The sequence below is a fragment of the Burkholderia sp. Bp8963 genome (assembly GCF_003854275.1).
Classification (GTDB): domain Bacteria; phylum Pseudomonadota; class Gammaproteobacteria; order Burkholderiales; family Burkholderiaceae; genus Burkholderia.
This window is the reverse complement of record NZ_QTQP01000022.1, coordinates 13,053-39,262: the sequence shown is the minus strand read 5'-3', so window position 1 is coordinate 39,262 and position 26,210 is coordinate 13,053. Positions and strand designations below refer to the sequence as shown.

At 66.2% G+C, this 26,210-nt stretch carries 28 protein-coding genes and 3 pseudogenes; 15 read left to right on the top strand and 16 right to left on the bottom strand.

The window, feature by feature from the left end; all coding sequences use genetic code 11:
• Positions 1–132 precede the first annotated feature (132 nt).
• From DID96_RS19565 to DID96_RS19550, 4 genes are all read left to right on the top strand, one after another.
• Positions 133–1,386: an SDR family oxidoreductase gene (locus tag DID96_RS19565; RefSeq protein WP_124600922.1), complete on the top strand. Its 1,254-nt coding sequence runs from the start codon at positions 133–135 to the stop codon at positions 1,384–1,386.
• Positions 1,383–1,853 (top strand): DUF2269 domain-containing protein, encoded by a 471-nt coding sequence (locus DID96_RS19560; protein WP_124600921.1) that lies wholly within the window; start codon positions 1,383–1,385, stop codon positions 1,851–1,853. The genes DID96_RS19565 and DID96_RS19560 overlap by 4 nt, the downstream gene beginning before the upstream one ends.
• Positions 1,854–1,947: 94 nt before the next feature.
• Positions 1,948–2,949, top strand: coding sequence for a DUF393 domain-containing protein (locus tag DID96_RS19555; protein WP_124600983.1), 1,002 nt, complete (start codon positions 1,948–1,950; stop codon positions 2,947–2,949).
• 127 nt (positions 2,950–3,076) lie between these two features.
• Positions 3,077–3,700, top strand: a complete 624-nt coding sequence (locus tag DID96_RS19550) for a glutathione S-transferase family protein (RefSeq protein ID WP_124600920.1) — start codon at positions 3,077–3,079, stop codon at positions 3,698–3,700.
• Between the two features lie 78 nt (positions 3,701–3,778).
• Here the strand turns inward: DID96_RS19550 and DID96_RS19545 are convergent, their stop codons facing one another.
• Positions 3,779–5,206, bottom strand: a complete 1,428-nt coding sequence (locus DID96_RS19545; RefSeq protein WP_124600919.1) for a serine hydrolase — start codon at positions 5,204–5,206, stop codon at positions 3,779–3,781.
• A 336-nt stretch (positions 5,207–5,542) separates the two neighbouring features.
• The gene (locus DID96_RS19540) at positions 5,543–6,721 is read right to left on the bottom strand and encodes a YncE family protein (protein WP_260463946.1); all 1,179 of its coding nucleotides are present in this window, start codon (positions 6,719–6,721) and stop codon (positions 5,543–5,545) included.
• A gap of 283 nt (positions 6,722–7,004) precedes the next feature.
• Here DID96_RS19540 and DID96_RS19535 point away from each other — a divergent pair, with 283 nt between their 5' ends.
• From DID96_RS19535 to DID96_RS19510, 8 genes and pseudogenes are all read left to right on the top strand, one after another.
• Entirely contained in the window at positions 7,005–7,424 is a 420-nt protein-coding gene (locus DID96_RS19535; protein WP_124600918.1) for an HIT family protein, read from the top strand.
• Positions 7,425–7,712: 288 nt separating this feature from the next.
• Complete coding sequence (locus DID96_RS38360) at positions 7,713–7,877, top strand: hypothetical protein (RefSeq protein WP_185732302.1); 165 nt, start codon at positions 7,713–7,715, stop codon at positions 7,875–7,877.
• 165 nt (positions 7,878–8,042) lie between these two features.
• Positions 8,043–8,702: an isoprenylcysteine carboxylmethyltransferase family protein gene (locus DID96_RS19530; protein ID WP_124600917.1), complete on the top strand. Its 660-nt coding sequence runs from the start codon at positions 8,043–8,045 to the stop codon at positions 8,700–8,702.
• 421 nt (positions 8,703–9,123) lie between these two features.
• On the top strand, positions 9,124–9,561 hold the full coding sequence (locus DID96_RS19525) for a hypothetical protein (protein WP_124600916.1): 438 nt from the start codon (positions 9,124–9,126) through the stop codon (positions 9,559–9,561).
• 428 nt (positions 9,562–9,989) lie between these two features.
• Positions 9,990–10,826, top strand: coding sequence for a bifunctional allantoicase/(S)-ureidoglycine aminohydrolase (locus DID96_RS19520; RefSeq protein WP_124600915.1), 837 nt, complete (start codon positions 9,990–9,992; stop codon positions 10,824–10,826).
• A 41-nt stretch (positions 10,827–10,867) separates the two neighbouring features.
• Positions 10,868–11,071: pseudogene (locus tag DID96_RS38955) on the top strand (VOC family protein); the annotation flags it as partial.
• A 169-nt stretch (positions 11,072–11,240) separates the two neighbouring features.
• Positions 11,241–11,408 carry a hypothetical protein gene (locus tag DID96_RS38350; protein WP_185732300.1) on the top strand — a complete coding sequence of 56 codons (168 nt, stop codon included), beginning with the start codon at positions 11,241–11,243 and terminating at the stop codon, positions 11,406–11,408.
• Positions 11,409–11,419: 11 nt separating this feature from the next.
• Positions 11,420–12,031 carry a trimeric intracellular cation channel family protein gene (locus tag DID96_RS19510; protein ID WP_124600914.1) on the top strand — a complete coding sequence of 204 codons (612 nt, stop codon included), beginning with the start codon at positions 11,420–11,422 and terminating at the stop codon, positions 12,029–12,031.
• 92 nt (positions 12,032–12,123) lie between these two features.
• Here DID96_RS19510 and DID96_RS19505 read toward each other — a convergent pair whose 3' ends face one another.
• From DID96_RS19505 to DID96_RS19490, 4 genes are all read right to left on the bottom strand, one after another.
• On the bottom strand, positions 12,124–12,351 hold the full coding sequence (locus DID96_RS19505) for a hypothetical protein (protein ID WP_124600913.1): 228 nt from the start codon (positions 12,349–12,351) through the stop codon (positions 12,124–12,126).
• A gap of 200 nt (positions 12,352–12,551) precedes the next feature.
• On the bottom strand, positions 12,552–12,935 hold the full coding sequence (locus DID96_RS19500; RefSeq protein ID WP_124600912.1) for a DUF6232 family protein: 384 nt from the start codon (positions 12,933–12,935) through the stop codon (positions 12,552–12,554).
• A 146-nt stretch (positions 12,936–13,081) separates the two neighbouring features.
• Positions 13,082–13,342 carry a DUF2866 domain-containing protein gene (locus tag DID96_RS19495; protein WP_124600981.1) on the bottom strand — a complete coding sequence of 87 codons (261 nt, stop codon included), beginning with the start codon at positions 13,340–13,342 and terminating at the stop codon, positions 13,082–13,084.
• 205 nt (positions 13,343–13,547) lie between these two features.
• A complete protein-coding gene (locus DID96_RS19490) occupies positions 13,548–14,696 on the bottom strand; it encodes a porin (RefSeq protein WP_124600911.1) in 1,149 nt (382 codons plus the stop codon).
• A 305-nt stretch (positions 14,697–15,001) separates the two neighbouring features.
• On the opposite strand from DID96_RS19490, the gene DID96_RS19485 reads away from it, so the two are divergent.
• Positions 15,002–15,811, top strand: a complete 810-nt coding sequence (locus tag DID96_RS19485; RefSeq protein WP_124600910.1) for a MetQ/NlpA family ABC transporter substrate-binding protein — start codon at positions 15,002–15,004, stop codon at positions 15,809–15,811.
• Positions 15,812–15,815: 4 nt separating this feature from the next.
• On the opposite strand, the gene DID96_RS19480 is transcribed toward DID96_RS19485, so the two are convergent.
• The 4 genes and pseudogenes from DID96_RS19480 to DID96_RS19465 all read right to left on the bottom strand — a co-directional run bounded on the left by DID96_RS19480 (position 15,816) and on the right by DID96_RS19465 (position 19,092).
• Positions 15,816–16,931, bottom strand: coding sequence for a succinylglutamate desuccinylase/aspartoacylase family protein (locus DID96_RS19480; RefSeq protein WP_124600909.1), 1,116 nt, complete (start codon positions 16,929–16,931; stop codon positions 15,816–15,818).
• 249 nt (positions 16,932–17,180) lie between these two features.
• On the bottom strand, positions 17,181–17,963 hold the full coding sequence (locus DID96_RS19475; RefSeq protein ID WP_124600908.1) for an ABC transporter substrate-binding protein: 783 nt from the start codon (positions 17,961–17,963) through the stop codon (positions 17,181–17,183).
• Positions 17,964–18,253: 290 nt separating this feature from the next.
• Positions 18,254–18,481, bottom strand: a pseudogene (locus tag DID96_RS19470) (LysR family transcriptional regulator); the annotation flags it as partial.
• Positions 18,482–18,498: 17 nt separating this feature from the next.
• Positions 18,499–19,092 (bottom strand): hypothetical protein, encoded by a 594-nt coding sequence (locus tag DID96_RS19465; protein WP_124600907.1) that lies wholly within the window; start codon positions 19,090–19,092, stop codon positions 18,499–18,501.
• Between the two features lie 201 nt (positions 19,093–19,293).
• Here DID96_RS19465 and DID96_RS19460 point away from each other — a divergent pair, with 201 nt between their 5' ends.
• A complete protein-coding gene (locus DID96_RS19460) occupies positions 19,294–19,704 on the top strand; it encodes a DUF1801 domain-containing protein (protein ID WP_124600906.1) in 411 nt (136 codons plus the stop codon).
• Between the two features lie 39 nt (positions 19,705–19,743).
• On the opposite strand, the pseudogene DID96_RS38950 reads toward DID96_RS19460, so the two are convergent.
• A pseudogene (locus tag DID96_RS38950) lies at positions 19,744–19,908 on the bottom strand (MarR family transcriptional regulator); the annotation flags it as partial.
• Between DID96_RS38950 and DID96_RS19450 the strand changes: the two are divergent.
• Positions 19,889–20,500, top strand: coding sequence for a glutathione S-transferase family protein (locus DID96_RS19450; RefSeq protein ID WP_124600980.1), 612 nt, complete (start codon positions 19,889–19,891; stop codon positions 20,498–20,500). The pseudogene DID96_RS38950 and the gene DID96_RS19450 overlap by 20 nt on opposite strands.
• 40 nt (positions 20,501–20,540) lie before the next feature.
• Here DID96_RS19450 and DID96_RS19445 read toward each other — a convergent pair whose 3' ends face one another.
• From DID96_RS19445 to DID96_RS19425, 5 genes are all read right to left on the bottom strand, one after another.
• Positions 20,541–21,248: a GntR family transcriptional regulator gene (locus DID96_RS19445; RefSeq protein ID WP_124600905.1), complete on the bottom strand. Its 708-nt coding sequence runs from the start codon at positions 21,246–21,248 to the stop codon at positions 20,541–20,543.
• Between the two features lie 64 nt (positions 21,249–21,312).
• Positions 21,313–22,350, bottom strand: a complete 1,038-nt coding sequence (locus tag DID96_RS19440) for a proline racemase family protein (RefSeq protein WP_124600904.1) — start codon at positions 22,348–22,350, stop codon at positions 21,313–21,315.
• Between the two features lie 12 nt (positions 22,351–22,362).
• Entirely contained in the window at positions 22,363–23,844 is a 1,482-nt protein-coding gene (locus tag DID96_RS19435; RefSeq protein WP_124600903.1) for an aldehyde dehydrogenase family protein, read from the bottom strand.
• A 15-nt stretch (positions 23,845–23,859) separates the two neighbouring features.
• A complete protein-coding gene (locus DID96_RS19430; protein ID WP_124600979.1) occupies positions 23,860–25,119 on the bottom strand; it encodes an FAD-binding oxidoreductase in 1,260 nt (419 codons plus the stop codon).
• Between the two features lie 29 nt (positions 25,120–25,148).
• Positions 25,149–26,174 carry a 4-hydroxyproline epimerase gene (locus DID96_RS19425; protein WP_124600902.1) on the bottom strand — a complete coding sequence of 342 codons (1,026 nt, stop codon included), beginning with the start codon at positions 26,172–26,174 and terminating at the stop codon, positions 25,149–25,151.
• Between the last annotated feature and the right edge of the window lie 36 nt (positions 26,175–26,210).

The window sequence follows — 26,210 nt, the reverse complement described above, 5'->3', positions numbered from 1 at the left end:
TAAATAGAGGATAAAAATGAATGCAACCGCGCTGCTGATGTTCCAGCTCACGGCCCCGATCGCGATCGGGCTCTCCATTGCGTGCTATCTGCCGCGCGATGCACAGCCGGCGCGTGCGGCGGAGGTGTCGGCATGAACATCCTGGTCTGCGGCGCAAACGGGTTCATCGGGCGAGCGCTGTGCGCACGTCTCGAGGTCGGCGGCCATCGCGTGGTGCGCGGCGTGCGCCGCGCGGCGGGGCCCGGCGAGATCGCGATCGACTATGTGCGCGACGTGCGGCCCGAACAGTGGCGCGCGCGGCTCGACGGTGTCGACGCGGTGGTCAATGCGGTGGGGATCCTGACCGAACGGCGCGGTGTGACGTTCGACGCCGTGCACCGCGCGGCGCCGTGCGCGCTGTTCGACGCATGCCGTGATGCCAGTGTCCGGCAGGTCGTCCAGATTTCCGCGTTGGGCGTCGAGCGCGGCGACACCGCGTACTTCGCGAGCAAGCTCGCCGCCGACACATACCTGCAGACGCTGCCGATCGATTTCCGGATCGTGCGGCCGGCGCTCGTATACGGCGCGACGGGCGCGTCCGCGCGCTTCTTCCGGATGCTCGCGAGCGTGCCGGTGCACGTGCTGCCGGCCGGCGGCCGCCAGTTGCTGCGGCCCGTGCACGTCGACGATCTGGCCGAGCTCGTCGTGCGGCTGATCGATCGGTCCGCCGCGTGCGGGCGGATCGTCGAGCTGGTCGGTGCGGACGAAGTCGAGTATCGCGAGATGCTCGCGACTTACCGGCGCGCGATGGGGCTTCCGCCCGCGGCGCGCGTCAGTCTGCCGGGCGCGCTGCTCGCCGCGGCGGCGGCGTTGTTCGACCGGATTCCCGGGGCGATGCTCACGCGCGACACGTGGACGATGCTGCGCGCCGGCAACACTGGCGAAGCCGGCGCGTCGACCGCGGCGCTCGGCCGGCCGCCGCGCGGCCTCCGCACGTTCATCGGCGCGGACGCGGCGGCGTTGCGCGACGAAGCGCTCGCGACCTGGCGGCGTCCGCTGCTGACGGGCGCGCTCGCGATCGTCTGGATCTGGACGGCGCTGGCGAGCGCATTCGTCCATCCGCTGTCCGACAGTCTCGCGCTGCTCGCGCACGCCCACGTGACTGGCGTGCTCGCGTACGTTGCGCTGTACGCGGCCTGTGCGCTCGATTTCGCGTTCGGCATCGCGACCGTCGCCGCGCCCGGCCGCCGGCTGTGGGCTGCGCAGATCGCGCTGATCGCCGTGTATTCCGCGATCATCGCCGTCGCGATGCCCGACCTGCTGGCCGAGCCGTTCGGGCCGGTGCTCAAGAACCTGCCGATCCTCGCGATCCTGGTGATCCTGTTCAGCGAAGAGGTGCGTCCGTGAACATCTATCTCGTCGTCAAGGCGTTGCACATCCTGTCGTCGGTGCTGCTGGTCGGCACGGGCTTCGGTACCGCGTTCTACCTGTTCTTCGCGAACCGCACGCGCTCGGTGCCGGCGATCGCCGCCGTGTCGCGCCTCGTGGTGCGCGCGGACTGGTGGTTCACGACGCCCGCGGTGATCTTCCAGCCGGCGTCGGGACTGTGGCTCGCGCACATGGCAGGCTGGCCGTGGCACACGCCGTGGCTCGTCGCGTCGCTGGGCCTGTATCTGTTCGCAGGCGCCTGCTGGATGCCGGTCGTGTGGCTGCAGATCGAACTGGCCGCGATCGCGGGGCACGCGCATACGAACGGCGCGATCGAGTTGCCCGAGAAGTACTGGCAGTACGCGAAGACGTGGGAATTGCTCGGCTATCCCGCCTTTGTCGCGATGCTGCTCGTCTACTTCCTGATGGTGCTGAAGCCGATTTGAGCGGCGCGAATCGGCTGAGCGCCTGCCCGAAGCATTTGATGAAGATCCGGAAAATTCCCGGATATCGACACGACGACACAAAGGAGTCCAAATGATGAAGCAGGCTGCACTGGTGTTGTATTTCGATGGCAATTGCCCGCTCTGCGTCGCGCAAATGCAGCGCCTCGAAAAGTGGAATACGCGACACGGGCTGGCTTTCGTGGATATCGCCGAGCCGGGCTTCGATCCCGCGTCGCTGGGTGTCGACATGGCCGCACTGAATCGCGAGTTGCACGGCCGCCTGCGTGACGGCCGCGTGCTGACCGGCATCGACAGCGTGCTGGCCGCGTATACGCTGGTCGGGCGCGGCTGGCTCGTCTGGCCGCTTCGGGTGCCCGGCTTGCGCGATGTGTCGGCGGCGTTGTATCGCACCTTTGCACGCAACCGATATGCGCTTTCGCGCTTGCCGGGTTTACGCTCCGAACCGGCATGCGACGGAAAAGCGTGTGGCATCGGCAGGCCGCGCCCGGAGTCCGGGCACCAGGCCGGCATGCATGCGCAGGCGCGTGCGGCGGATCAGCCGTCGCACGACGATGCGCGTCGCCGGGTGGTCTGCTGGATGTATGGCGCGGCCGTCGTGCACCTGATCGTGGGTGCGGCCCTTCCGTGGCTTGCCGGGTCGCCGCTGTTCGACACCTACCACCACGGCATCGAGCAGCATTTCTGGGCCGGAACGGCGCCCGCTCAGGCGCGGGCCCAGCAGATATGGTGGATATCGCTGATCGGCGCCACGCTGCCATCTGCAGCGGTATGGATGCTCGCGCTGGTACACCTCGGCAACCGATTGCGAAAGCGCGCCGTGTGGGGATGGCTGCTCGCGGGTCTGCTGGTCTGGGCGCCGCAAGACCAGCGCGAATTCGTGCGCGTTGCAGCGAGTGTGCTGCGGCGTCCGGTGTGGTTTCACTTGCCTGCCGCGCCGTTGCGCTGCGCGATGGGCGAAATGGCCGCGCTGCTGCTGGACGGGCAGCACGTGATTCCGGCCCGTCTGCAGCAAGACGGCTTTGCGTTCCGGTTCTCGACGGCCGAACAGGCGCTGCGCGATCTGACGCACCGATGATCCGCCGCGTCCGGGCCTCCTCCCGGCTTTTTGCTTTCGACGAGATTGTCGATGGATTCGGCGGAACGGAATCCGGGATAATCAGGCCATTCCGGGATAGCCGTACCCGACTTCACAAGGAGCCAGCATGGTGCAGATTCTCGGCAAGATTCCGTCCATCAACGTGCGCAAGGTGCTGTGGGTGTGCGCCGAACTGAACATCCCGTTCGAACGCGAAGACTGGGGCGCGGGGTTCAGGTCGACCGACGATCCGACCTATCTCGCGCTGAATCCCAACGGCCTCGTGCCGGTCATCAAGGATGGCGATTTCGTGCTCTGGGAGTCGAACACGATCATCCGCTATCTCGCGAACCGTTACGGCGGCGACGCGCTCTATCCGGCCGACCCGCAGACGCGCGCGCGGATCGATCAATGGATCGACTGGCAGGGCTCGGACCTGAACCGTTCGTGGGTTCCCGCGTTTCAGGGCCTCGTGAGAAAGTCGCCGGACTTTCAGAACCCCGACGCGATCGCGCGCTCGATCGCCAACTGGACCAAGCACATGCGCGTGCTGAACGCGCAGCTCGAAGCGACCGGCGCATTCGTCGCCGGCGACCACTTCACGCTGGCCGACGTGCCGATCGGCCTGTCGGTGAATCGCTGGGCCGGTACGCCGTTCGAGCATCCGGATTTGCCGGCCGTGTCACAGTATCTCGAACGTCTTGCCGCGCGTCCGGGATTCGAAGCGTACTGCGGCAGCCAGCAGCCGTGATGGTCGCGGCGCAGGCCGTCGCCGGCGCGCGCCCTTGCGTGTCGGGGCGTGTCGGCACGTGTCGGCTCGCCCCGGCCTTCATTCGCGGTGCGCGGGAATCGCGGCGAGCACGCGCGTCAGGAACGCTTCGTGATTCCACGCGGATTCCGGCCGCGATAGCCCGAGCCGCACGACGACGAGCTGCCGGCTCGGCACCACGCTGACGAACTGGCCTTCGTGCCCGACCGCGTGGAATGCGTCGGCCGGCAGCGCCGGCGCATGCGGATCGGTGTCGTTGAACGGCTCCGGCACCTTCACCCACAGATGCGCGCCGAAATCCTTCCGCGGCGCCTGTGGCGTCGCGCGCGTCAGGTAGCCCACCCAGCCTTCGGGCAGCAGTCGCTTGCCGTCCCACACGCCGCCCTGCAGCAGGAATTGCCCGAACCGCGCCCAGTCGTGCGCGCTCGCATACATGAACGACGCGCTTTCGAGCGTGCCGGCCGGATCGGGCTCGAAGATACTGTCGCGCATCCCGAGCGGGGCGAACAGCGCGCGGTGGGGGAATGCGAGATAGTCGGCTTCGGTCCCGCCGATCACGTCGCGCATCACGCGCGCGAGGATCGCACTCGTGCCGCTCGAGTAGTGCCAGCGCGTGCCCGGCGTTGCCGCCAGCGGCTTGGCCGACGCGAACCGGGCCGTATCGGGCTGCGTGAACAGCATCACGGCGACGTCGGACAGCGGGTCGTCATAGTCCTCGTTGAACTTCAGGCCGCTCGTCATGCGCAGCAGTTCGTCGAGCGTGATCCGCGCGCGCGGATCGCCGCTGCCGCGCCATTCGGGCAGCAGCGCCGAGCTATCCGGCGCGAGCTTGTGCTGCGCGACGAGCATGCCGATCAGCGTGGCGGTCACGGTCTTGGTCATCGACCAACCGGGCAGCGGCATGTCGGCCGAAAACCCGGGCGCATAGCGCTCGGCGATCAGTTGCCCGCGATACAGCACGACGACTGCACGCGTGCGGCGCGGCCGGGCGGGATCGGGCTCGTCGAATGCGCTGGCGATCGCCGCCTGCAGTTTGCGCGTGTCGACGCCGGCGGGCGGTACGGTTGGCACCATCGGCGTGATCGGCGCGGACTGCACCGACTGCACAGACGGCGGATCGGACGCGGTTTCGCCGGCGGCCGGCAGCGCGCTTGCCGACGGCCCGAGCGCGAGCGTGCAGCCGAGCCCCGGCCGGAACTCGGCTTCGCGCTCGGCGAAGCCGACGAAGGTGGCGCGTGCGCGACGGTGTTCGGCATCGAGCGACGGATGAACGAGCTTGAGCAGCGGGTGGACGCCGGCCATGATGTCGACGTCGATCACCGACGCCGCCGGGCGGCCCGATACGAACACGCCCGAGCACAGCGCCTTCGCCGCATAGCCGGTCGCGATCGGCGCGAGACGCGACAACGTATGACCGACGTAGCCGAGGGCGGCAGCCAGCACGAGCGCGGCGCCGCGCAGCATCAGCTTCCTGTAGGGTGTCGTCATGCGCGAGCGTCCTCGGTTGTCGGCCGTCGGGAAACGAACCGGCAGTGTCGCAGGTTCCGGCGCGCGCTGGCAATCGCGCATGCGTAATGCCGCGGTAGGCCGGGGCCGGTCGCGGTCATGCTGCCCGCCGCGCGCGAAGCAAATGTGTCAACGTCGCGGAGCGCGTGGTGGGCTGCGTGCTACCGATGTCGTGCCGGCAGGCGAGATTGAACGGCCGACGGCGGTGCCGAAGGCCGGCCAGGCGATACGCGTCGTTGCCGCTGCGCGCATCGCCTGTATCCGAAGAATGGGCAGCCCGCGCGATACGACGTGCGCGGAGCCCGCACGTTCACCGCGTCACTGGCTGTTGTTGTTGCTGTCCAGACGCAGCGTCCAGACGGTCGCGGTGTTCGTATTGTCGTTGACGGCCGCGAACTGCGGCTGGCCGTTGATGTCTCGCCCGAATGCGAGGCCGAAGGCCGCGCCCGGCACGATGTCGACCTGCATCTGCGCGATGAAGCGGCCGTCCACCGTGAATTCGACGATTTCGCTCGGCTGCGCCGCGTCAGCATTGACCGCGTCGCCGTTGGCGGTCACGAGATGGCCGTTCGGTGCGAGCGCCAGCGCAAGCGGGCCATGCAGGTGCTTCTTGTCGAAATAGATCAGCCTGCCGACGCCGGCATTTCGGGTGGTCGACGCGGCGTTCTGGATCGCGAACACCGCGTTGTCGCCCGTGGAGGCGACATAAAGGACGTCGCTGTTCGGGTCGTACGCGAGCCCGGTTGGGCCGACCACTAGCGCACTGGGATCAGGCCGGATCGTATAGCCCGACGCGATGATGCGCGAGGTTGGCGGCTGCAGCATCGTGACGCCGTTGTTGTTGTCGAACACCAGTTCGATCCGCGACACCGTGCCGTTCAGCACGTTCGATACGAACGCGGTCACGTGCTGGCCGCGATCGATCACGGTCATGTCCCACGGCCCGTCGAGCAGCGTGGCGTCAATCAGTTGTTTGACGAGGCCGCCTTGCGGATTGATGACGAGCAGCGAGCCCGGCCCGTTGATGGTCTTGCCGTCCGGCGTCGGCACGTTGCCGACCAGCACGAAGCCATTGCGCAGCACCGTGAGCGCGGTCGTGAGGCCCAGGTTCTGGCCTTGGAAGAAGAGTGTCGGCGAGTTGTCGGGCGACAGCTTCACGATCGTCGTGCCGGTGCCTTGCAGGTTTGCGCTGTTGTTGAAGTTCGACACGATGACGTCACCCGGTTTCAGCGCGCTCCATGTCGGCACGCCGGGCGGGACGAAGGCGATGCCGTACGGATTCACGTCGCCGTTGGCGGGCACCGTCGATGCGATCACGGCCGTCGGCGGCAGGATCGTTTCGCCGCCGGCCCAGGCGACGGTCGACGACAGCGCGACGAGGCCCGCGCCGCAGGCCGCGCGCCGCAGCACGCGCGCGAGCGCATGCGAGGTGCGTGCGAAGGCCGGCAGGCTGGCAGCGGGAGGGTCGGGGGAAGCACACGAAGGGAGAGGGTTCATCGTTGACTCCTTTTGACGATCAAGAGAAATCAACCCGGCTGCCGGCCAGCGCAGACAACGGGTGTCCGACGCCGGTTCGCGGCGTGACGGCGTGAACCGACGCTTGCAGTAAACGGCTTGCAGCATGCGGTTATTCCATCTGTTTACGCGCATTGCATGCGAACCGACATCGATTGTTTGCGGCGCGGCCTGCACCGCCTGACAGGTTGAAATCCGTGCCGCCGTCGGCTGATAATCGTCCGGACTCGACCGATCTCCCAGCCATCGTTTTTCGGAAACTGCCATGTCCTACGACAACAACAACCCGTTCGCAAAAATCCTTCGCGGCGAACTGCCGTGCATCAAGGTCGCGGAGGACGACACCACGCTCGCGATCATGGACCTGATGCCGCAGGCGGACGGGCACGTGCTCGTGATCCCGAAGGAAGCCGCGGCGGAAATCTTCGACCTGTCCGCCGAATCCGCCGCGTCGTGCATCCGGATGACGCAGCGCGTCGCGGCCGCGGTGCGCGGCGCGCTGAAGCCGGACGGCATGTTCATCGGACAGTTCAACGGCCGCGCGGCCGGCCAGACGGTCGCGCACGTGCACTTCCACGTGATTCCGCGCTGGGAGGACGTCGCGTTGCGAATGCACGCGCGCGATGTCGCCGATGCGGCGACCCTCGAATCGATCGCGAAGCGCATCCGCGAGCAGTTCGTGTAACCGTGTAACGGAGCCTGGCGCGCAACGTTGTCCCGCAGGCAGGCGCGCACGCGGCGGCGCGCCGGGCGGCTGTGACCGGGCCGGCCGCATTGTTTCAGCGGTCACAGCAGGTAACACGTGTAACGTCCCCCGAAACTCGGCGCGGGGGCCTGGCCGCTACACTCGATGCATCGATTCATCGAGTGATATGTGGAGGGCGGACTGACCCTTTCGTATCGGGTGCGTCTCGCGTCATCGCGAGGCGGCTTTCGCAAAGTGTCATGCGTCTTTCGCGCCGGGAACCAGCCCATGTCCAGACTTCTCGTTACGCTCGCCCTGATCAGCGGCCTGTGCGGCTGCGTCGTTGCGCCGCCTTACGGCTACGCGCCGGCGCCGGCCTACTATGGCTATGCGCCGGCGTACTATGCGCCGCCGGTCAGCATCGGCATCGGCGGCGTGTTCCACGTCCGCTGACGCATTGCCCCGATACCCGCCCTCGCCGGGGACGTGCCGCCGCATCACATGAGGCGGCACGCGTCGGGCGTCTTTTCCCATCCTGTCCTCGGCCGCGCGCCCGCATGCGGCATTGGCCCCGCGTCCTATACTTCTGCGGAAAGCGCGCATTCAACCGAGGCAGCCATGACGCTCACGCCGAAGGTCGCGATCCTGTCGATCGCGGCTACGTTCGTCTATCTGGGGCTCGCGATCGTCGGCAGCGGCGGGTTTGCCGCGTTCTTCTCGCATCCGCCGCTGACGGTCGTTGCGATCGCCACGCTCGCGATGACTGTCGTCGCGCTGTTCAGCAGCGGGAACCTGAGTGCCGGCGACCGGGAGGCGCGCGACAACCGCTGGGTGCTCGCGGTGTTTGCCGTGATCGGCTTCGCGTCCGCGTTCCTGCCCGCGTACACGGATCGGCTCGGGTTCTGGACGTTCGACGGCGATACGCTGCGCTGGATCGGCGTCGTGCTGTACTGCGCCGGCGGCGCGCTGCGGATGTGGCCCGTGTTCGTGCTGGGCCGCCGCTTCAGCGGGCTCGTCGCGATCCAGCCCGGCCACACGCTGGTGACGGGCGGCATCTACCGCCACATCCGCAACCCGAGCTATCTCGGCCTGCTCGTCAATGCGCTCGGCTGGTCGCTCGCGTTTCGCTCGGGCGTCGGTGTGCTGCTGACGGTGCTGAGCCTCGTGCCGCTCGTCGCGCGCATCCGTTCCGAAGAGGCGCTGCTGCGCTCGCATTTCGGCGCCGAATACGACGCGTATTTCGCGCGGACGTGGCGGCTGATTCCCGGCGTCTACTGACCCCTTTGCGCACCGGCGCAGCGGCATGCGCGACAGCGTGTGCCTGCCGCTGGGCGACATCGCGAGCCGCCGGACGACATCGCGCGCGATGTGCCGATCGAGGCCGCCGGTTGCGTTCGCACAACGCCGCAAAGGGGGATTTCAGAGGGACGGAACCCGTGTCGATGCGCGCGGAAACCCGCGCCGACAGGGGCTTCCAGCCCGGGCACGAAGCATGCGGTAAGCCTTTCCGATCGGCACACAACTTGTTACCAGAATGTTCGGGGCAAGCGTTGGGGACCGGTGCTATTCTTCGCCGCAAGCTCATTGAAATGAATTCGTCCGACCCTCCGCACAATGCATCGAACGGGCCGGTCGACACGAATCGTCATACCAGAGCGAACCCTCGATAACCAGATTGCGAACAAGGAAGAATACGGGCATGTGGAAGAAGATCGCTCCCACTCTCGTCGTCGCCGCTCTTGCTGGCGCGACTGCGCTGCCGGCGGCAGCTAGCGACTTGAACAACGCGCTTGGCGGCGCGCTCGGCGGCGTAGCCGGCGCGGCGGTCGGCGGCGCGGTCGGCGGACGCACCGGCTCGGTGATCGGCGGCGCGATTGGCGGTGGCGCTGGCGGCGCGGTCACCGCGAACCGTCACGAGCGCACGGGCGCGATCATCGGCGGCGCGCTCGGCGGCGGTGCAGGCACCGCGGCGGGCAACGCGATGGGCGGCCGCACGGGCGGCCTCCTCGGCGCGGCCGTCGGCGGCGGCGCGGGCGCGGCACTGGGCGGCAACCTGTCGCGCAACTCGTATGGCGGCGACGATGACCGCGGCTATCGCCGTCACCATCGCCATCACCATCACCGCGACTGGGACTGATCGTCCCCGCGTGACACGCCGACGCGAGCAGTGCGCGACTTGCGCACTGCCGTACACGGCGGCCACGCTCAAGACCCGGCCGGGCGGCTCGAGCCGCTCGCGTCCGCCGGGCAACGCAAGTTTCCTCGCTGTACCCGATCCCCTGAATCTCTCCCGATCCGCACGCGATGCGCGTGTGTCCTGATCGCGCGATCGTCGTCGCGATGCGCGTCGATGCGTATCGCTGTCTTGCTGCCTCGCTGCATCCTTCTCCCTCTTTCCGCACACCGTTCCGCGCGTCACGGGTAGTGCGAAAACGAATGCAATCCATCGCGACATTTAATTGGTGAATCGCGACCGACTCCGATATCGTCAACGTTGCCCGCGTAGCATGCGCGCCCCGGACATCGAGTGCGCCGGGACCGGACCAACCCATTGCCTGGATGCCTATGTCTAAGACAACGTATTACGCGCCGCATGGCGGCCACCCGCCGCAGACGGATCTGCTGACCGATCGCGCGATGTTCACCGAAGCGTACGCGGTCATTCCGAAGGGCGTGCTGCGCGACATCGTGACGAGCCACCTGCCGTTCTGGACGAACACGCGCCTGTGGGTGCTCGCGCGTCCGCTGTCGGGATTCGCGGAGACCTTCTCGCAGTACATCGTCGAAGTCAGCGCTGGCGGCGGCAGCGACAAGCCGGAGCAGGACAAGGAAGCCGAAGGCGTGCTGTTCGTCGTCGAAGGCGAGGTGGAGCTGACGCTGCAAGGCACGAAGCATGAGCTGCAGCCGGGCGGCTACGCGTTCATTCCGCCGGGCGCGGTGTGGGCGCTGCACAACGTCAGCGACGCCGCCGCGCGGTTCCACTGGATCCGCAAGCGCTATCAGGCGGTCGACGGCGTGCCGCTGCCGGAAGCGTTCGTGACCAACGAGCAGGATATCGAACCGATTCCGATGCCGGGCACCGACGGCGCCTGGGTGACGACGCGCTTCGTCGACATGAGCGACATGCGCCACGACATGCACGTGAACATCGTGACGTTCCAGCCGGGCGGCGTGATCCCGTTCGCGGAAACGCACGTGATGGAGCACGGCCTGTACGTGCTCGAAGGCAAGGCCGTCTACCGCCTGAACCAGGACTGGGTCGAGGTCGAAGCGGGCGACTTCATGTGGCTGCGCGCGTTCTGCCCGCAGGCGTGCTACTCGGGTGGCCCCGGCCGCTTCCGCTACCTGCTGTACAAGGACGTGAACCGTCACATGAACCTGACGCTGAACGCGCCGCGCTGAGCCGCGCGCATTGCGTGTTCGCTGGACAGGCCCGCCGGTGCAAGCCGGCGCATCTTCACCTGGCGTTCACGGCCGAGAATCGCCAGCGGGTCGACGCTTTCCATCGCGCGGCGCTGGATGCGGGTGGCAAAGACAATGGTGCGCCCGGCACGCGCCCGGACTACCACGCGAACGACTATGCGGTCTTTGTCATCGGTCCGGACGGGCACGACATCGAAGTGGTTTGCCACCAGGCCGAGGCCTGATCTTTCCATCGACCGGACCGACAGCGGCAACGTGCCGCTGTCGCACCCACCGAAGCAGCATCGGCAGCCGTCGTGCAATGCGCTCGCCGACGGGTTGATCCGCACGGTTGCCAATGCGCTCGCACGCCGTTCCTAAATAAAATTCAGCCAGCCAAACATTGGCTAAAGAATGTTCCGGATTCCGGGCATCCCTTCGACAATGCGCGCCTTTCGCGATGGATGGCGGCGTGTCGCGCGCCATGCCGTCGCGGCATCGCAGAAGGAACCCGACATGATCGACGCCACCGCTTCCCCGCCACCCGAACCTGTGCTCGACCTGTTTCGAACCGAAGACTGAGGCACGGCGACATGCATACGCTTTATCTGATCGCGATCGTTGCCGAAGCGATGTCGGGGGCGCTGATGGGGATGCGGCGCGGGATGGACCGCTTCGGCCTCGCGCTCGTCGGCGCGGTGACGGCGCTCGGCGGCGGCACCGTGCGCGACGTGCTGCTCGGCCACTATCCGCTCGGCTGGATCGCGCATCCCGAGTATCTGGTCATCACGCTCGCCGCGGCGACCTTCGCATCGTGGGCGGCACGCCGTCTCGCGCGGATGAAGACGCTGTTCGTCACCGTCGACGCGGTCGGCCTCGCGGCGTTCACGATCATCGGCTGCGACATCGGCGCGAAGACCGGCAGCGCGCCGATCATCATCGTGCTGGCGGGCGCGATCACCGGCGTGTGCGGCGGGATGCTGCGCGACCTGCTGTGCAACGAAATGCCGCTGATCCTGCGCGAGGAGCTGTATGCGAGCGTCGCGTTCTGCACGGGCACGCTTTATGTCGGCTTGCAGCATCTCGGCGTCGATGCGGGTGTCGCGACGGTGGTCGCGCTCGCTGCCGGCTTCACGATGCGGATGCTCGCGGTGCAGTTGGGCTGGAAGATGCGGACGTTTGGGGTGGCCGATGTCGAGCATTGACGGTCGCCGGTTTCGACCCTCGTTGTTGCGAATCCATAGCAACGCTCGATATGCGCGGGCGTCATCACGTCGCGCCGCGCAGACGCGGCGCGTTACGACAGCGATTCGAGGCGGATCAGCAGATTGCGCGCGTGCGCAATGAACGCATCGTGCATGTCGCGCTCGCCGCGGACCTCGAGATTGGCGTCTTCCGCGAACGCGATCTGCTCGGCGTAGATTTCGCCGAGCGCACGGCGTGCGTCGGGGGGCAGCGCACGGATCATCGAGACGAGCAGCAATTCCTGCGCGCGGAGCACGCCGGACAGCGATTGGACGTTCATGCCGACCTCTTCGAACGATGTGGCGCCGGGCGCCGGTCTTTTCATACTAGGCGGTTGCCGCGCGAACGTCGCGATCGTCGACGCCGTGGCCCGGCGAGAAGCGGAGAAGCGGAGAAGCGCGCGTTTGCGCGAGCGCACGCATCCAGCAGGCTCCCTGGCCCGCAGGACGAACGGCAAAAAGGGAATTGACGCGAGGAAACTCAGCCGGCCGCGGCGCTCGCCTGCGCATCGCGCACGACCTGCGCCACCCGCTCGACGAATTCCGCATCGATGCTCGACAGCGCTTCGCGCCTGCCGTCGGGCATCTCGACGATGAGCCGGTACGTGACGTCCTGCGTCGTCCACGCGAGGTAGCCGACCACCACCAGCATCACGCCGACGACAAGTGTGGCGCTCGATCCGACCATTCCGCCCACGGCGGTCGCGACGGCGCCGATCAGCGAAATCAGCGACGGGAGGAGAATGTTCTTCGGGACCGTGACGACATCGACATCGCGAATGTCACGCAGTGAAAAGATTTGCCCGGCGGCCGACAGGCCGTTGCGCGTGACCGTCACGCCTCGTTCGTTGAAAGCGTTTTCCATCGTGTGTTGCGTGGACGAAAACGCGCAGCGTAACAGACTTCATTGCCGCGTCGAACGAGACCGAGTGCCGCACGCGTAAGTGAGGGACAGACGGGCGGAACGGACGGGCGTGCCGAACGGGCGGAAATGGCCGGAATGACGGGGTTTCAGAACTGCAGCCGGCCGTCGCCGTACAGGCGTCCCGGCACGTGCGACGCGACCACTTCGGCGATTTGCTCGTCGGTCGCGTCGGCCGGCACGATCTGGCGCCGCGCGGGCGCGTCCATATGCATCGTCCATTCGACGAGCCGGTACGGGCGCCCCCACGGGCGCTGCATTTCGACTGACACGCGACAGCTCTGGACGGGCAGCGAGTGCCGGCGCGTCAGAATCGTGTGCAGATGGCTGAAAACGGTATCTTCGATCATCATGGCCTCCGATCCTGTCCTTGGGTTGGACGGCGGCTGCGCCACCGCTTTCAAAAAAAAAGCCGCCGATGCTCAGGCGGCCAACAGGGGGGGTGAGTGCATCGTCTCAGCCCAGAATTAAGCGAAACTTAAAAGTGCATAAAAAAGCGCCCCGCCTGGAGGCGGGGCGCTTATGCCGTCGTGATCCGCGTGTTAAGCGAATGCTTTAGAACTTGTGACGGATACCGACGCGAGCAGCGATCTGGTTCGACGAGCCGGTGCCCGACGTACCGAAGTAGCTCGACGCGCTCGAACCGATCTGCGCCTGAACGTTGTTGCCCGAGGCCTTTTGGTAGATCACGAGGCCGTACACGTCGGTACGCTTGCTGAGTGCGTAGTCGAGCGCGAGGTCGCCCTGGTTCCAGTGAGCCGAGCCGCCGTTTTGCGTTGCGTTCGTGTACGTGTAGCCCGCAGCAGCCGACAGGGCCGGCGTGAATGCGTATTTGACGCCTGCTTCATACGCGTTGTAGAACGTGCCGCCCGCACCGGAGACCGTCTTGAACTGCGTGCGCGTCCAGAGCGCCCATGCCGTTGCCGGGCCCCAGATGTAACGGCCGCCGACGCCGTAGGTGCGCAGGTCGCTGACGTTGCCCGTGGTGACGTTCGCGAACGTCGTCGAGAAGGCCGGCGACGAGCTGCCCGGGAAGCGGATGTCCGTGTACGCGGCGCCGAGTGCGAACGGGCCGTTTGCGTAGTTCAGGCCGAAGCTGTACGCACGCGACGACGGGTTCGTCGCCGTCGTCGGCGCGCCCGCGAAGTCGGTCGAGTTCGAGAAGCCGTACATCGCGCCGAACGTGAAGCCGGCGTAGTTCACGCTCTGGAACTTCACCGCGTTGTTGATGCGGCTCGACGTGAGCTGGTCGACGTCGTTGGCGTGGTACGCGTAGTTGCCTGCGACCGTGTTGCCACCGGTCGAGTAGTTCGCGCCGAGGACGTCGGTCGAGAACGAGTACTGGCGGCCGAACGTCACCGTGCCGAATTGATCCGTGCTCAGGCCGACGTATGCCTGACGGCCGAACATCGCGCCGCCCTGGCCCGCTGCGCCGGTGCCGACGTTGAAGCCGTTTTCGAGCACGAAGATCGCCTTCAGGCCGCCGCCCAGGTCTTCCGTGCCACGCAGGCCCCAGCGGCTGCCTTGCGCAATGCCGTCGTCGAACTTGAACAGCTTGCTGCCCGCGGCACTCGCGGTTTTGGTGCTGTGATTCACATAGCTGATACCTGCGTCGATCAGGCCGTACAGCGTGACGCTGCTTTGTGCGTGAGCGGCGCTAGCCGTCGCTGCCAGAATGGCTGCGGTCAACAGTTTCTTGTTCAAAGGATTCTCCGAGCGAGTAAATTGCGTGTCCAGTTGCGGTTCCGGCGCTCTGACGGCGCTCTTGCGGACCGGCCGCAACTTTATCGGCGGGGCACGTAATGAATGTGACAGCTCTTGTCATATAGATGCAGTGTGGTGCCGATGCGACACTTAATCATGCCCGCTTGCACGCGCGGCGGTTATGCCGAATTCGTCTGTTGTTTGATTCCGTTCGGGAATTTGCACATGAAATAAGCTTGGTTGGTGCCGGCCGGGCCCCGTGGGACGATGCGCACTCTTACAACGACACGAACAGAGGACACCCCATGCGACGCTCGATCTGGTTGACCGGCCTTGCCGCGCTCGGCGCGGCCCTGACATTCGCGGCGCCCGGCGCGCACGCGGAATCGCAAGCCCTGAAGATCGGCACGATGAGCGGCCCCGACGCGCAGATCTGGGCCGAGGTGACGAAGGTGGCCGCGCGCGACGGCCTTGCGATCAAGGTCATCGAATTCAACGACTACGTGCAGCCGAATGCGGCGCTCGACGCGGGCGATCTCGATGCGAACGGCTTCCAGCACCAGCCGTTTCTCGACAGCCAGATCAAGCAGCGCGGCTACAGGATCGTCAACGTCGGCCTGACCTACACGTCGCCGATGGGCTTCTATTCGAAAAAGCTCAAGTCGCTCAAGGACTTGCCGGTCGGCGCGAAGGTCGGCATCCAGAACGATCCGTCGAACGGCAACCGCGCGCTGCTGCTGCTGCAGAAATACGGCGTGATCAGGCTGAAGCCGGGCGTCGGCACGAACGGCGTCAACGCGACGCCGCTCGACGTCGCCGAGAACCCGAAGAAGATCAAGCTCGTCGAGCTCGACGCCGCGCAACTGCCGCGCGCGCTGCCCGACGTCGACGCCGCGTCGATCAACACCGACTACGCAGTGAAGGCAGGGCTCACGCCGGTGAAGGATGCGATCGCGATCGAGGATCTGAAAGGCCCGTACGCGAACCTGATCGCGGTGCGTGCGCAGGACCGGGACAAGCCGTGGGTGAAGAAGCTCGTCGCGGCCTACGAGTCGGACGACGTGCGCCAGTTCATCAACGCGAAGTTCGGCGGCGCAATCGTGCCGGCGTTCTGAACGCTCAGGCCGTCAGCAGCGAACCGGTGCGGAACGGCGTCGCGCCGGCGATGCGCGCGACTTCCATGCCGGCCGTCGCGAAGCGCACGACCTGGCGCGCATACATCACGCCCGACACGCTGCTCTTCAGCGTGACGACGCGATCGGCCAGCGGATCGACGATGTCGACCACCTCATCGCCGGCCTCGATCCACGCGCCGACCGGCATGCGGAACACGATCACGCCCGACATCGGCGCGACGAGCGGATCGGTGCCCGCGAGCGGCGTCGCCGGATACGCGAGCGGCGGCAGCGGTGCGGGCGTGCCGTCGACCACACCGCGGACGGTCAGGTATTCGACGATCGCCTGCGAATCCTTTTCCGCGAATTCGTACGACACGTCGCGCTCGCTGCGCAGCTCGATCGTGACCGAGATCGCGCCGTTCGGAATCGGGAAGCGCCCGTTGAAGCGCTCGCGCAGATCCGACCAGCAGAAGCTGTGGATCTCGTCGAACGGGTTGCCGACCGAATTCAGCGCGAGCAGCGACGCCTGCGCGTCGAGGTAGCGCGCGAGCGGCTCGACGTCTTGCCACAGGTCGGGGTTCGTATACAGGTGCATTACCGCATCGTTGTCGCAATGCAGGTCGAGCACCACGTCGGCGTCGTACGACAGCTTCTGCAGCGCGAGGCGCTGCGATTCGAGCTCGGTGCGCGGTGCCTGCTCGTCGAGCGCTTCGCGCATCGCCGCGCGCACGATCGCGACGTTGCGCTCGGCGTCGTCGGTCAGGCGGGTTTCGATGCGCGGCAGCACGAGCGCCGCGAGATCGTAGAAATTGCGGTTGAAGTTCTGCATCGAGCCGAGCTCGAAGCGGCCGAGGTGGTCGCCGAACACATGCTGCGACAGCCCGATCGGGTTCGGCACCGGCACGATGACGACTTCCCCGCGCAGCTTGCCGGCCGCCTCGAGCGCCGCGAGCTTGCGGCGCAGCAGCGTGGCGACCAGCATGCCGGGCAGTTCGTCGGCGTGCAGCGACGACTGGATGTAGATCTTCTTGCCGCCGCGCGGGCCGTAGTGGAAGCTCGTGATCTGGCGTTCGGTGCCGACGGCGGGGGAAATCAGCGGATGGGTCTGCGTTTGCATGATGAGAAGAGTGCGGCGCAGCCGCGAATGATCCGGTGTGCGTGGAAGATCGATTGTACGTTGCCTTCCGCGAACCCATCAAACGGGCTCCGGAACACCGTTTTTTCCGTTGAAAATCATTCAGTTGACGCGAAAAAAATCAGCGTGCGCGCGGGTGCGTGCCGCACGTTTCATTGCGCGCGCGCATAAAAAAACGGGCTCCGCGAGGAGCCCGTCTGCGTGCGCGGAACCCGCGCGCTTGTTTGCCGCTTACTTGCCGTAGACGTCGAAGTCGAAGTACTTCTTCGCGATCTTGTCGTACGTGCCGTCCTTGCGCATGTCGCCAATCGCCTTGTCGATCTTCGCCTTCAGGTCGGTGTCTTCCTTGCGCAGGCCGATGCCGGCGCCGTTGCCGAGCGTCTTCGGATCGTCGATGTCGCCGCCCGCGAACTGGAAGCCCGCGCCGCGCGGCGTCTTCAGGAAGCCGATGTCGGCCTGCACCGCGTCCTGCAGCGCGCCGTCGAGACGGCCCGCGATCAGGTCGGCGTACACCTGGTCCTGGTTCTGGTACGGCACGACCGTCGCGCCGGCCGGTGCCCAGTGGACCTTCGCGTAGGTCTCCTGGATCGTGCCCTGCTCGACGCCGATGCGCTTGCCCTTCACCGACGCTTCGGTCGGCATCAGGTTCGCGCCTTTCTTCTCGACGAGTCGCGTCGGCGTGTTGAACAGCTTCGTCGAGAACGCGATCTGCTCTTCACGCGCCGGCGTCATCGACATCGACGACAGCACGCCGTCGAACTTGCGCGCCTTCAGTGCGGGGATCATGCCGTCGAAGTCGTTCTCGATCCACACGCACTTCGCGTTCATGCGGCGGCAGATTTCGTTGCCCAGGTCGACGTCAAAGCCGATGACCTTGCCATCCGTACCTTTCGATTCGAAAGGCGGGTAGCTTGCGTCGACGCCGAAACGCACGGTCGTCCAGTCCTTCGCGTACGCGCTGCCGGCCGATACGGCGAGCAGGGCGACGGTCACAGCCGCAAGAATCTTTTTCACCAGGTGACTCCTCATTTTGTTCGATGGGTGCGCGGTTGTGCCGCGCCGTATGCCTTCGGCCCGGCGCGGCTTCGCGTCGGACTGTCCGTTTCGCCTGCCCGATGGGGGCGCGCGACGTGCGGAGATTATCAAGACAAAATACCGGTGGTGCGCCTAGGAGATGCCCCGATAGCCGCCAGCCGGACCGAACGGCGGCGCCACCGCATCCGCGCAACCGTTTCGAGTACAGGAACGATTGAGCCTGGCGTTTCGTTGACTGCTTGCCGCAGGCAGGTGACGAACCGCGTGACGAACATCGTCTGCATCACGCAGTGCGGAAACTGATTGGCGCGTACGGTGACGATCCACCCGGCTTCGAGCATTTCCTCTAGGCGGCGCGTGTGCGCGAGCGGGTGGCCGTCGCGCATCACGGCCACGAACCCGGTCGAGGACAGCGGCGATTGCGTGAAATCGCGGTCGAGCGCGGGCACATGGTGCGTTGCAGCGATGTCGAGCGTGCCGTTGCGCAGCTGTATTAGCAGACCCTGCGCAGACCCTAAGCCATCGCGCGTTCGATCGCGTTCAGCGTGCGCCGACGGATCCAGCCGCTTGCGGCACGAATCGCGAGCCAGTAAGGCGTGAACAGCACGCGCGTGCGCGTCGTCGGGCAATGCACGAAGGTTTCGGTGCGCAGCACGCGCGTGCCGTCGCTTGTTTCGATGACTTGATAACGCAGCACGAGCCTGGCGTCGCGCGCGTCGTCGTGCTGCATGAACGCGGCGGCGTCATGGATCGTGGCGAGGCCGAAATCGGGACGCCAGAACCGTCCGACGAGGCCCAGCGTGAGCGACCGGTCGTCACGCTGCAACGGCGTGAACGCATGCAAACCGAACGGCGTGCGTTCGTCCCCGGCGCGCCGGTCTCGCAGCGCATCGACGAGCGTCTGCGGCAGTTCGCGAACCGTGAGAAGCGTGTCGACGACAGGGTCGCTGCGCATGTCGAGCGATGCGACGGCGTCGATGATACGCGGCGGCGCCGCATCGATCGGGTTCGACTGATGCCTTTCGTAGAAACCGAACGACGGGATGAACGGCGGCCGGAGCGCGGACGTCGCGGTAGCCGATTCGGATACGATGCCGAGCGCGTTCATGGCGGCTCCGGAGGATAAATCGCGATCGTAGCATCGGCCGCGCGACGGTGTCGGGATGTGGAACCCCGCCGCTGGTTCCGTTGCGCGTCGGGCATCCACATCCTCGCTTGACTCGGGCGCGGTGTCGCCTATAGTGACCGGCAGCGTGCGAAGGCCGCACCGTGACGCCGGGCAGGCGTTGCTGCTCGAGGAGAACAGGACATGAAGCATGACGGGCCGCAGGACAGCAAGTCTCCTTCCGAACTGATCGACGGGAGAATCGACGAACTCGGCGACTGGCGCGGCGAAACGCTCAGCCGGCTGCGCGCGCTGATCAGGGAAGCCGACCCCGACGTCGTCGAGGAGTGGAAATGGCGCGGCGTGCCCGTGTGGTCCGATGGCGGCATCATCTGCACCGGCGAGACCTACAAGAGCGTTGTGAAGATGACCTTCGCGAAAGGGGCGGCGCTGGCGGACCCCGCCGGCCTGTTCAATTCGAGCCTCGAAGGGAACACGCGGCGTGCGATCGACATTCGCGAGGGCGACGCGATCGATGAGGCGGCGCTGAAGACGCTCGTGCGCGCGGCCGTGTCGCTGAACAAGTCGAAAGCGAAATCCGGTGTCAAAAGGTGATTCTCGGCTAAATGACGCCGCCAATCGACATCGTGAGCACTACGAAAGCGCGCGCAACTGTTGGCGCAACTGATCGACCTCGCCCGGCGCAAATTGCTGCTCGATATCGGCATGCGCCTGTTGCCACAACGGGAACGCGTTGGCGAGCAGCCGTTCGCCGGCGGGCGTCAGGCTGAGCAGGCGGCTGCGCCGGTCGTCCGGAACCCGTTCGCAACGCGCGCTTTGGGGGCTCAAGGAACTTGACGCGGATTTCGAATTCATCTCGGTCAACCTGCTCGAAGGCGAGCACAAGCGGCCCGAATTCCTGCGCATCAATCCCGCAGGCAAGGTTCCCGTGCTGGTGGACGGCGATCTCGCGATTCCCGAATCGGCTGCGATCGTGCTGTATCTCGCGGACAAGTATCCGCAGAAGGCGTTGTTGCCCAGCGATCTCGCCGAGCGGGCGCAGGCGTACCGCTGGGTCATGTTCGCGGTTACCGAACTCGAACAGCCGCTGTGGAGAATCACGCGGCACACGATGCTCTATCCGCCGGACAAGCGCCTGCCGGCCGATATCGCGCTCGCACGCGAGGATTTCGTCGCGATGGCGACGATCCTCGAAAAGCATCTCGAAGGGCGGCAATTCATCGTCGGTGAAACGCTGACCGTTGCCGATTGCGTGACCGCGTATCTGATCGACTGGGCCAACGAATTTCACCTGATCGACGGATTCCCGCAATTGCGCGCGTATCTCGAACGCCTGTATGCACGACCGAGGGCGCCGCAGCGGATTGCCGAAGCGCGCAGGGCGGCGTGAGATCGAGGGACGGCGCGAAGGACGGCGCGAAGGCCGGTGCTTACAGAATCGCCATCGATTCAGTCATGTTCTGCTTCATGTAATCGAGAAAGCGCTTCTGGAACAGCATCGTATGGTCGTGCGCGGCTTTCTCGGCCGCGTCCGCGTCGCGCCGGGCGATCGCGTCGATCAGCTCGTCGTGGTCGCGACCGAGTTTGGCAGCAGTCGGCGAACTCACGGTGAAATCGAAGTGCAGGTGCAGCAGGCGCTGCCCCTCGCCGAGCAGACGCTCGTAGTAGCCGATGAAGTACGGGTTGTTCGCGGCATGGGCGATGGCCATGTGCAGCGCCTTGTTCGTCTCCGACATGGCCTGGAAGTCGCCGCTGTTGACCGCATCCATGTAGATGTCGTCGGCCTTGCGGATCTTCGCGAGATCCGCGTCGGTCCGCTGGGTTGCCGCAAGCCGGGTGACCGCGCGCTGGATCAGATCGAGCGCCGAGATGTACTTCGGGAATTCCTCGATCTCGAACGGCGTGACGAGCGTCGTCCGGTTCGGCAGGATCGTCACGAGCCCTTCGCTGCTCAGGCGCGCGAGCGCGTCCCGCACCGGCGAGCGCGACAGCCCGAACTGGGTGGCCAATGAAATTTCGTCCAGCTGGACGCCGGGTTTCAGCTTGAGCGTCAGAATCTGCTTGCGCAGTTCTTCATAGACGTACCGCCCGCCATGCCGGCGGCCGCTCCCTTCGGTTTCAACGGCCTCTTTACTCATCACGCCACCATTCATGTAATCGGCTCGGGCAGCCGAGCGCGTTCTCGAGTTTAGCATCGCCGCCTCACGTCCCTGCCGAATCGAAACCGTCGCCCCAGGTGTCGCTTAGCATGAATCCTGCCGCGAGCGGATCGTCCGGATCCACGCCGAGCTGCTGGATGCCGTAGACCCACGCGCGCCCCGTAATGCGCGGCAACACCGCAGGCTTGCCGCCCACTGCGGTCAGCCCCAGCAGTTCCACGGTGAATTCTCCGCCGATCGTGGATCGCGACGTGAGGCGCGCGCCGACCTGCACGCGTTCGCGCGCGGCCAGCGTCGCGAGGTTCGCCGAGCTTCCGGTGCCGCACGGCGACCGGTCGACGCGGCCCGGCGGCAAGGTCGTGCAGGTCTGGTAGAGCGTGTCGCTGACACGGTTCCGGAACATCACGTACGCGATCTCGTTGATTTCCGCGTGAAGCGGGTGCTGCACGGAAACCTGGCGGTTGATGAGGCCCTTCAGCCGTACCCCGTGCATCGCCAGTTGTCGCGCATTTTCCGGCGCGATGTCGAGCCCGATCTGGCCGACATCGACCAGCGCGTAGTAGACGCCGCCGAACGCGATGTCGACCTTGATCGTGCCGAACTCCGGCGTTTGCACGTCGACGTCGAGATGCTCGACAAAGGACGGCACCATGTCGAGCGATACGCCGGTGCAGCGGCCGTCAACGCAGGTTGCCCGGGCCGTGACGAGGCCGGCCGGCGTATCCAGCACGACCGTCGTTTCGGGCTCCTGCATCGGCACCATCCCGAGTTCGAGCAGGGCTGTCACGACGCAGATGCAGTTGCTGCCCGACATCGGATGCGCCTTGTCCGCCTGCAGCACGATGAAGCCCGCATGCGCTTCCGGCCGGGTGGGCGGCAGCAGCAGATTGACCGACATCTGCAGGCAGCCGCGCGGCTCGAGCACGACGAGCCGCCGCAGGCTGTCGTCGACCTCGTTGATGTAGTTCATCTTGTCGAGCATCGTCTTGCCGGGCACGTCGATGACGCCACCGGTAATGACCTTGCCGATCTCGCCTTCGCAGTGGACGTCGACGAGCTGCAGTGTTTTCTTCCAGCGCATGATCGAATAGCCTTACTTGATGTACCAGCCCCACGGCTTGTCGCTGTCGTAGCGCGTGATCTGCTTGACCTCGAGGTAGTTGTTCAGGCCCCACTCGCCGAGTTCGCGCCCGATCCCGCTTTGCTTGTACCCGCCCCACGGCGCTTCCGTAAACGTCGGCTGCGAGCAGTTGATCCAGACGATGCCGGCGCGCAGCAGGCGGGCAACCCGCTCGCCGCGCGCCAGATCGGCCGACATGACTGCCGCGGCGAGACCGAAGCGCGAGTCGTTCGCCGACCGGACCGCTTCGTCCTCGTCGTCGAAGGGGCGGATGCAGACGACCGGGCCGAAGATCTCCTCGCGCCAGATCCAGCTGTGTTCCGGCACGTCGGCGAAGACGGCCGGCTCGATGAAATACCCTTGATCGAGATGCGCGGGCCGCCGGCCGCCGACGACGAGCCGCGCGCCTTCCTGACGGCCGCGCTCGATCGTTGCCAGCACCTTCTCGTACTGCGCGCGGTTCACCAGCGGTCCAAGCAGCACGCCGTCTTCGAGACCGTTGCCGATCGTGATCCTGCGCGTTTCCTGCGCGAGCCGCTCGACGAGCGGTTCGTACAGCTTGCGTTGCACGAGCACGCGCGACGTTGCGGAACACACTTCGCCCTGGTTCCAGAATATGCCGAACATGATCCATTCGACCGCGGCTTCGATGTCGCTGTCGTCGAACACGATGAACGGCGATTTGCCGCCGAGTTCGAGGCTCACGTTCTTGATGTCGCGTGCGGCGGCCTGCATGATGCGGCTGCCGGTCGGCACGCTGCCGGTGAATGCGAGCTTGTCGATGCCGGCGTGCTCGCTGAGCGGTGCGCCCGCGTCCGGACCGAGGCCCGTCACGACGTTCAGCACGCCGGCGGGAAGCCCGGCCGCGTCGGCGATGCCGGCCAGCTCCAGTGCGGTGAGCGGCGTCAGTTCGGACGGTTTCAGCACCATCGTGCAGCCGGCCGCGAGCGCGGGCGCGACTTTCCAGGCAGCCATCAGCAGCGGAAAGTTCCACGGGATGATGGCGCCTGCGACGCCGATCGGCTCCTTCCTGACGATCGAGCTGAAGCGGTCGTCCGCCAACGCAACTGCCGTTTCCGTGGTGCTGTCGAGCCGTTCCGCCAATCCTGCGTAAAACTCGAAGCAACCCGCGGCGTCGCCGAGATCCCACAGTGCTTCCGGCAACGGCTTGCCGTTGTCGCGCACTTCGAGCTCGGCCAGTTCCGGCAGGCGATCGCGGATGCGTTGCGCGATCCCGCGCAAAACCGCGCCGCGCGCGGCGCCGGACATCCGCGGCCACGGGCCGTCATCGAATGCGCGGCGCGCCGCATCGACCGCCAGATCGATGTCCTCGGCGGTGCCGGCGGCAACGCTGGCGATCACGGTTTCATCGCTCGGGTCGAGCGTGTCGAAGGTTTGCCCGCGAGCCGGCGCAACCCAGCGGCCGTCGATAAAGAGTCGTTCGTAGGATTTCATCAAGAGTCCAGAATGTCAGATGAATCGATAAGCACTGAATGGCGTCAGATCCTGACGCGTCGAACGGCCGGTGACGAGGTCGCCGATCAGGCGTCCTGTCGTCGCGCCCAGCGTGAGGCCGAGCTGGCCATGGCCGAATGCCATGAACGTGTTCGGCAGCCGCTTCGAGCGGTCGATGATCGGCTTCGTATCCGGCAGGAACGGCCGATAGCCGACGCCGTATTCGACACGCGCGGTCTGCAGCGCCGGCAGGATGCGTTTTGCTTTCTCGAGGATGATGTCCGCGCGCTTGAAGTTCGGCTTTGCATCGCGGCCCGCGAACTCGATCGTCCCGCCGATCTGCAGGCCCCGCGTCATCGGGCTGAAGCAGAAACCGCCGTCCGCATAGATGACCGAATGCCGGAACGCGACGCCAGGCTCCGCCAGCAGCGCCTGATACCCGGCGATGCCTTCGAGCGGAACGCGCACGCCGAGCGAATCGAAGAACTGCCGCGAGCCTGTGCCGGCCGCCACGACGACATGATCGGCGGCGACGCGCTCGCCGTTCGCGAGCGTGACGCCCGTCGCGCGCCCGGAGGCTTCGTCGATGCGCACGGCGTTCGTGCGGAGGCGACGCCCGCCCTGCGACACGAAACTCTCGGTCAGCGCCGCGATGAAACCCTCGGTATCGCTGACTGCGCGCCAATCCGGGAACAGCAGGCCGTGCCGGAACTTGCCGGCCAGCGCCGGTTCCAGGTCGCCGATCTCCGCGGCGGTGAGCCGTTGCGACCGGAATCCCAGCGATTGCCGCAGATCGAGGTGCGGTTGCTCATGCGCGATGCCGGCCGGATCGTCGAACACTTCGAGCACCGGACGCTCGCCCATCAGCGTCGGGTTCCCGCACGCGTCGAGCAGTGGCGCGTAGTCGCTGTAGACATCGTGCGTGAGTGTCGCCATCGCTTGCGCGATCGACACGATCTTCGCGTGACGCGCCGATGCGACGAACCGGAAAAACCATGGCAGGATGCCCGGCAACGCGCTCGGCCGCAGCGCGAGCGGCCCCTTCTGGTCCAGCAGCCAGCCGGGAACCTTCATCAGGATGCCCGGCTTCGACAGCGGAATGACTTCGCTGACCGCCATCTGGCCGCAACTCCATTTGGCGGTGCTGTCGCCGGGTGCGGCCGGGTCGATCAGCGTGACGGCATGACCGTCGCGCTGCAGATAGAGCGCGCAGCATACGCCGACGATCCCGCCGCCGATCACGACGGCCGGTTGCCGGCGCGACGCATCTGGCATCGCAGGGGTGTTCTGTTGCGGTACGGCGTTCAATTGACGAACTCCTGCAGGCTGAAGCCGTGTGCATACGGTTGGGACGCGTCGACGCGATACCGGGCCTGCCCCGTCACCCACGCACGTCCTTCGATGCTCGGAAGTATCGCGTCGAGACCGCTGTTCAGGCGCGTCGTCGATTCCACCCGGCCGATGAAGCGGCTGAGGATCAGACTCTCGTGGCAGAACGCTTCGCCTTCCTTCAGCCAGCCGCGCGCAAAGCGCTGCGCGACGCGGGCCGAACTGCCGGTGCCGCACGGCGAACGGTCGACGAGCGTGTCGCCGGCGATCACGACCGCGCGGCCATGTGCATCGCTCGCGACGGGGCGTCCGGTCCACATGCAATGCCTGACGCCGCGAATCGCGGGATGGTCGGGATGGACGACGTCGATCGTCTCGTTGACGGCACGCTGCACGTCCCGTCCCCACGCGAGCAGTTCGTCCGGTGTTAAATGCTCGCAGCCGGGGAAGCGCTCCTGAACCTCGACGATCGGATAGAAGTTGCCGCCATATGCGATGTCGACCGACAGTTTGCCGAGCGCGGGCACGACGATTTCGACGTCGCGATGAAGCAGGAAGCTCGGCACGTTCGTGAAGCGCACGGAGGCCACCCGCTCGCCGTCCGCGCCGTCCATATCGTAGCGCGCGACGATCTGGCCCGCCGGGACATCGACCGTGACGATCCCCGGCCGCTTCGGCGTGATCAGCCGCTCTTCGAGTGCGAACGAAATCGAGCCGATCGTTGCGTGCCCGCACATCGGCAGGCATCCCGACGTCTCGATGAACAGCAGGCTGAAGTCGGCGTTGTCGCTGAGCGGCGGATAGAAGATCGTGCCGGACATGTGCGCGTGGCCGCGCGGTTCCAGCATCAGCGCGCGGCGAACCCAGTCGTGATGCTCGACGAAGTACTGGCGGCGCGCGTTCATCGTTGCACCCTGCAGCGAAGGCGCGCCGTCGATCACCATGCGTACCGGCATCCCCTCGGTATGGCCTTCGACACAGGTAAAGCTGTAAATCGACATGTTCAAGTTCTCGCGTCACCGCCCCGATGCCGGCCG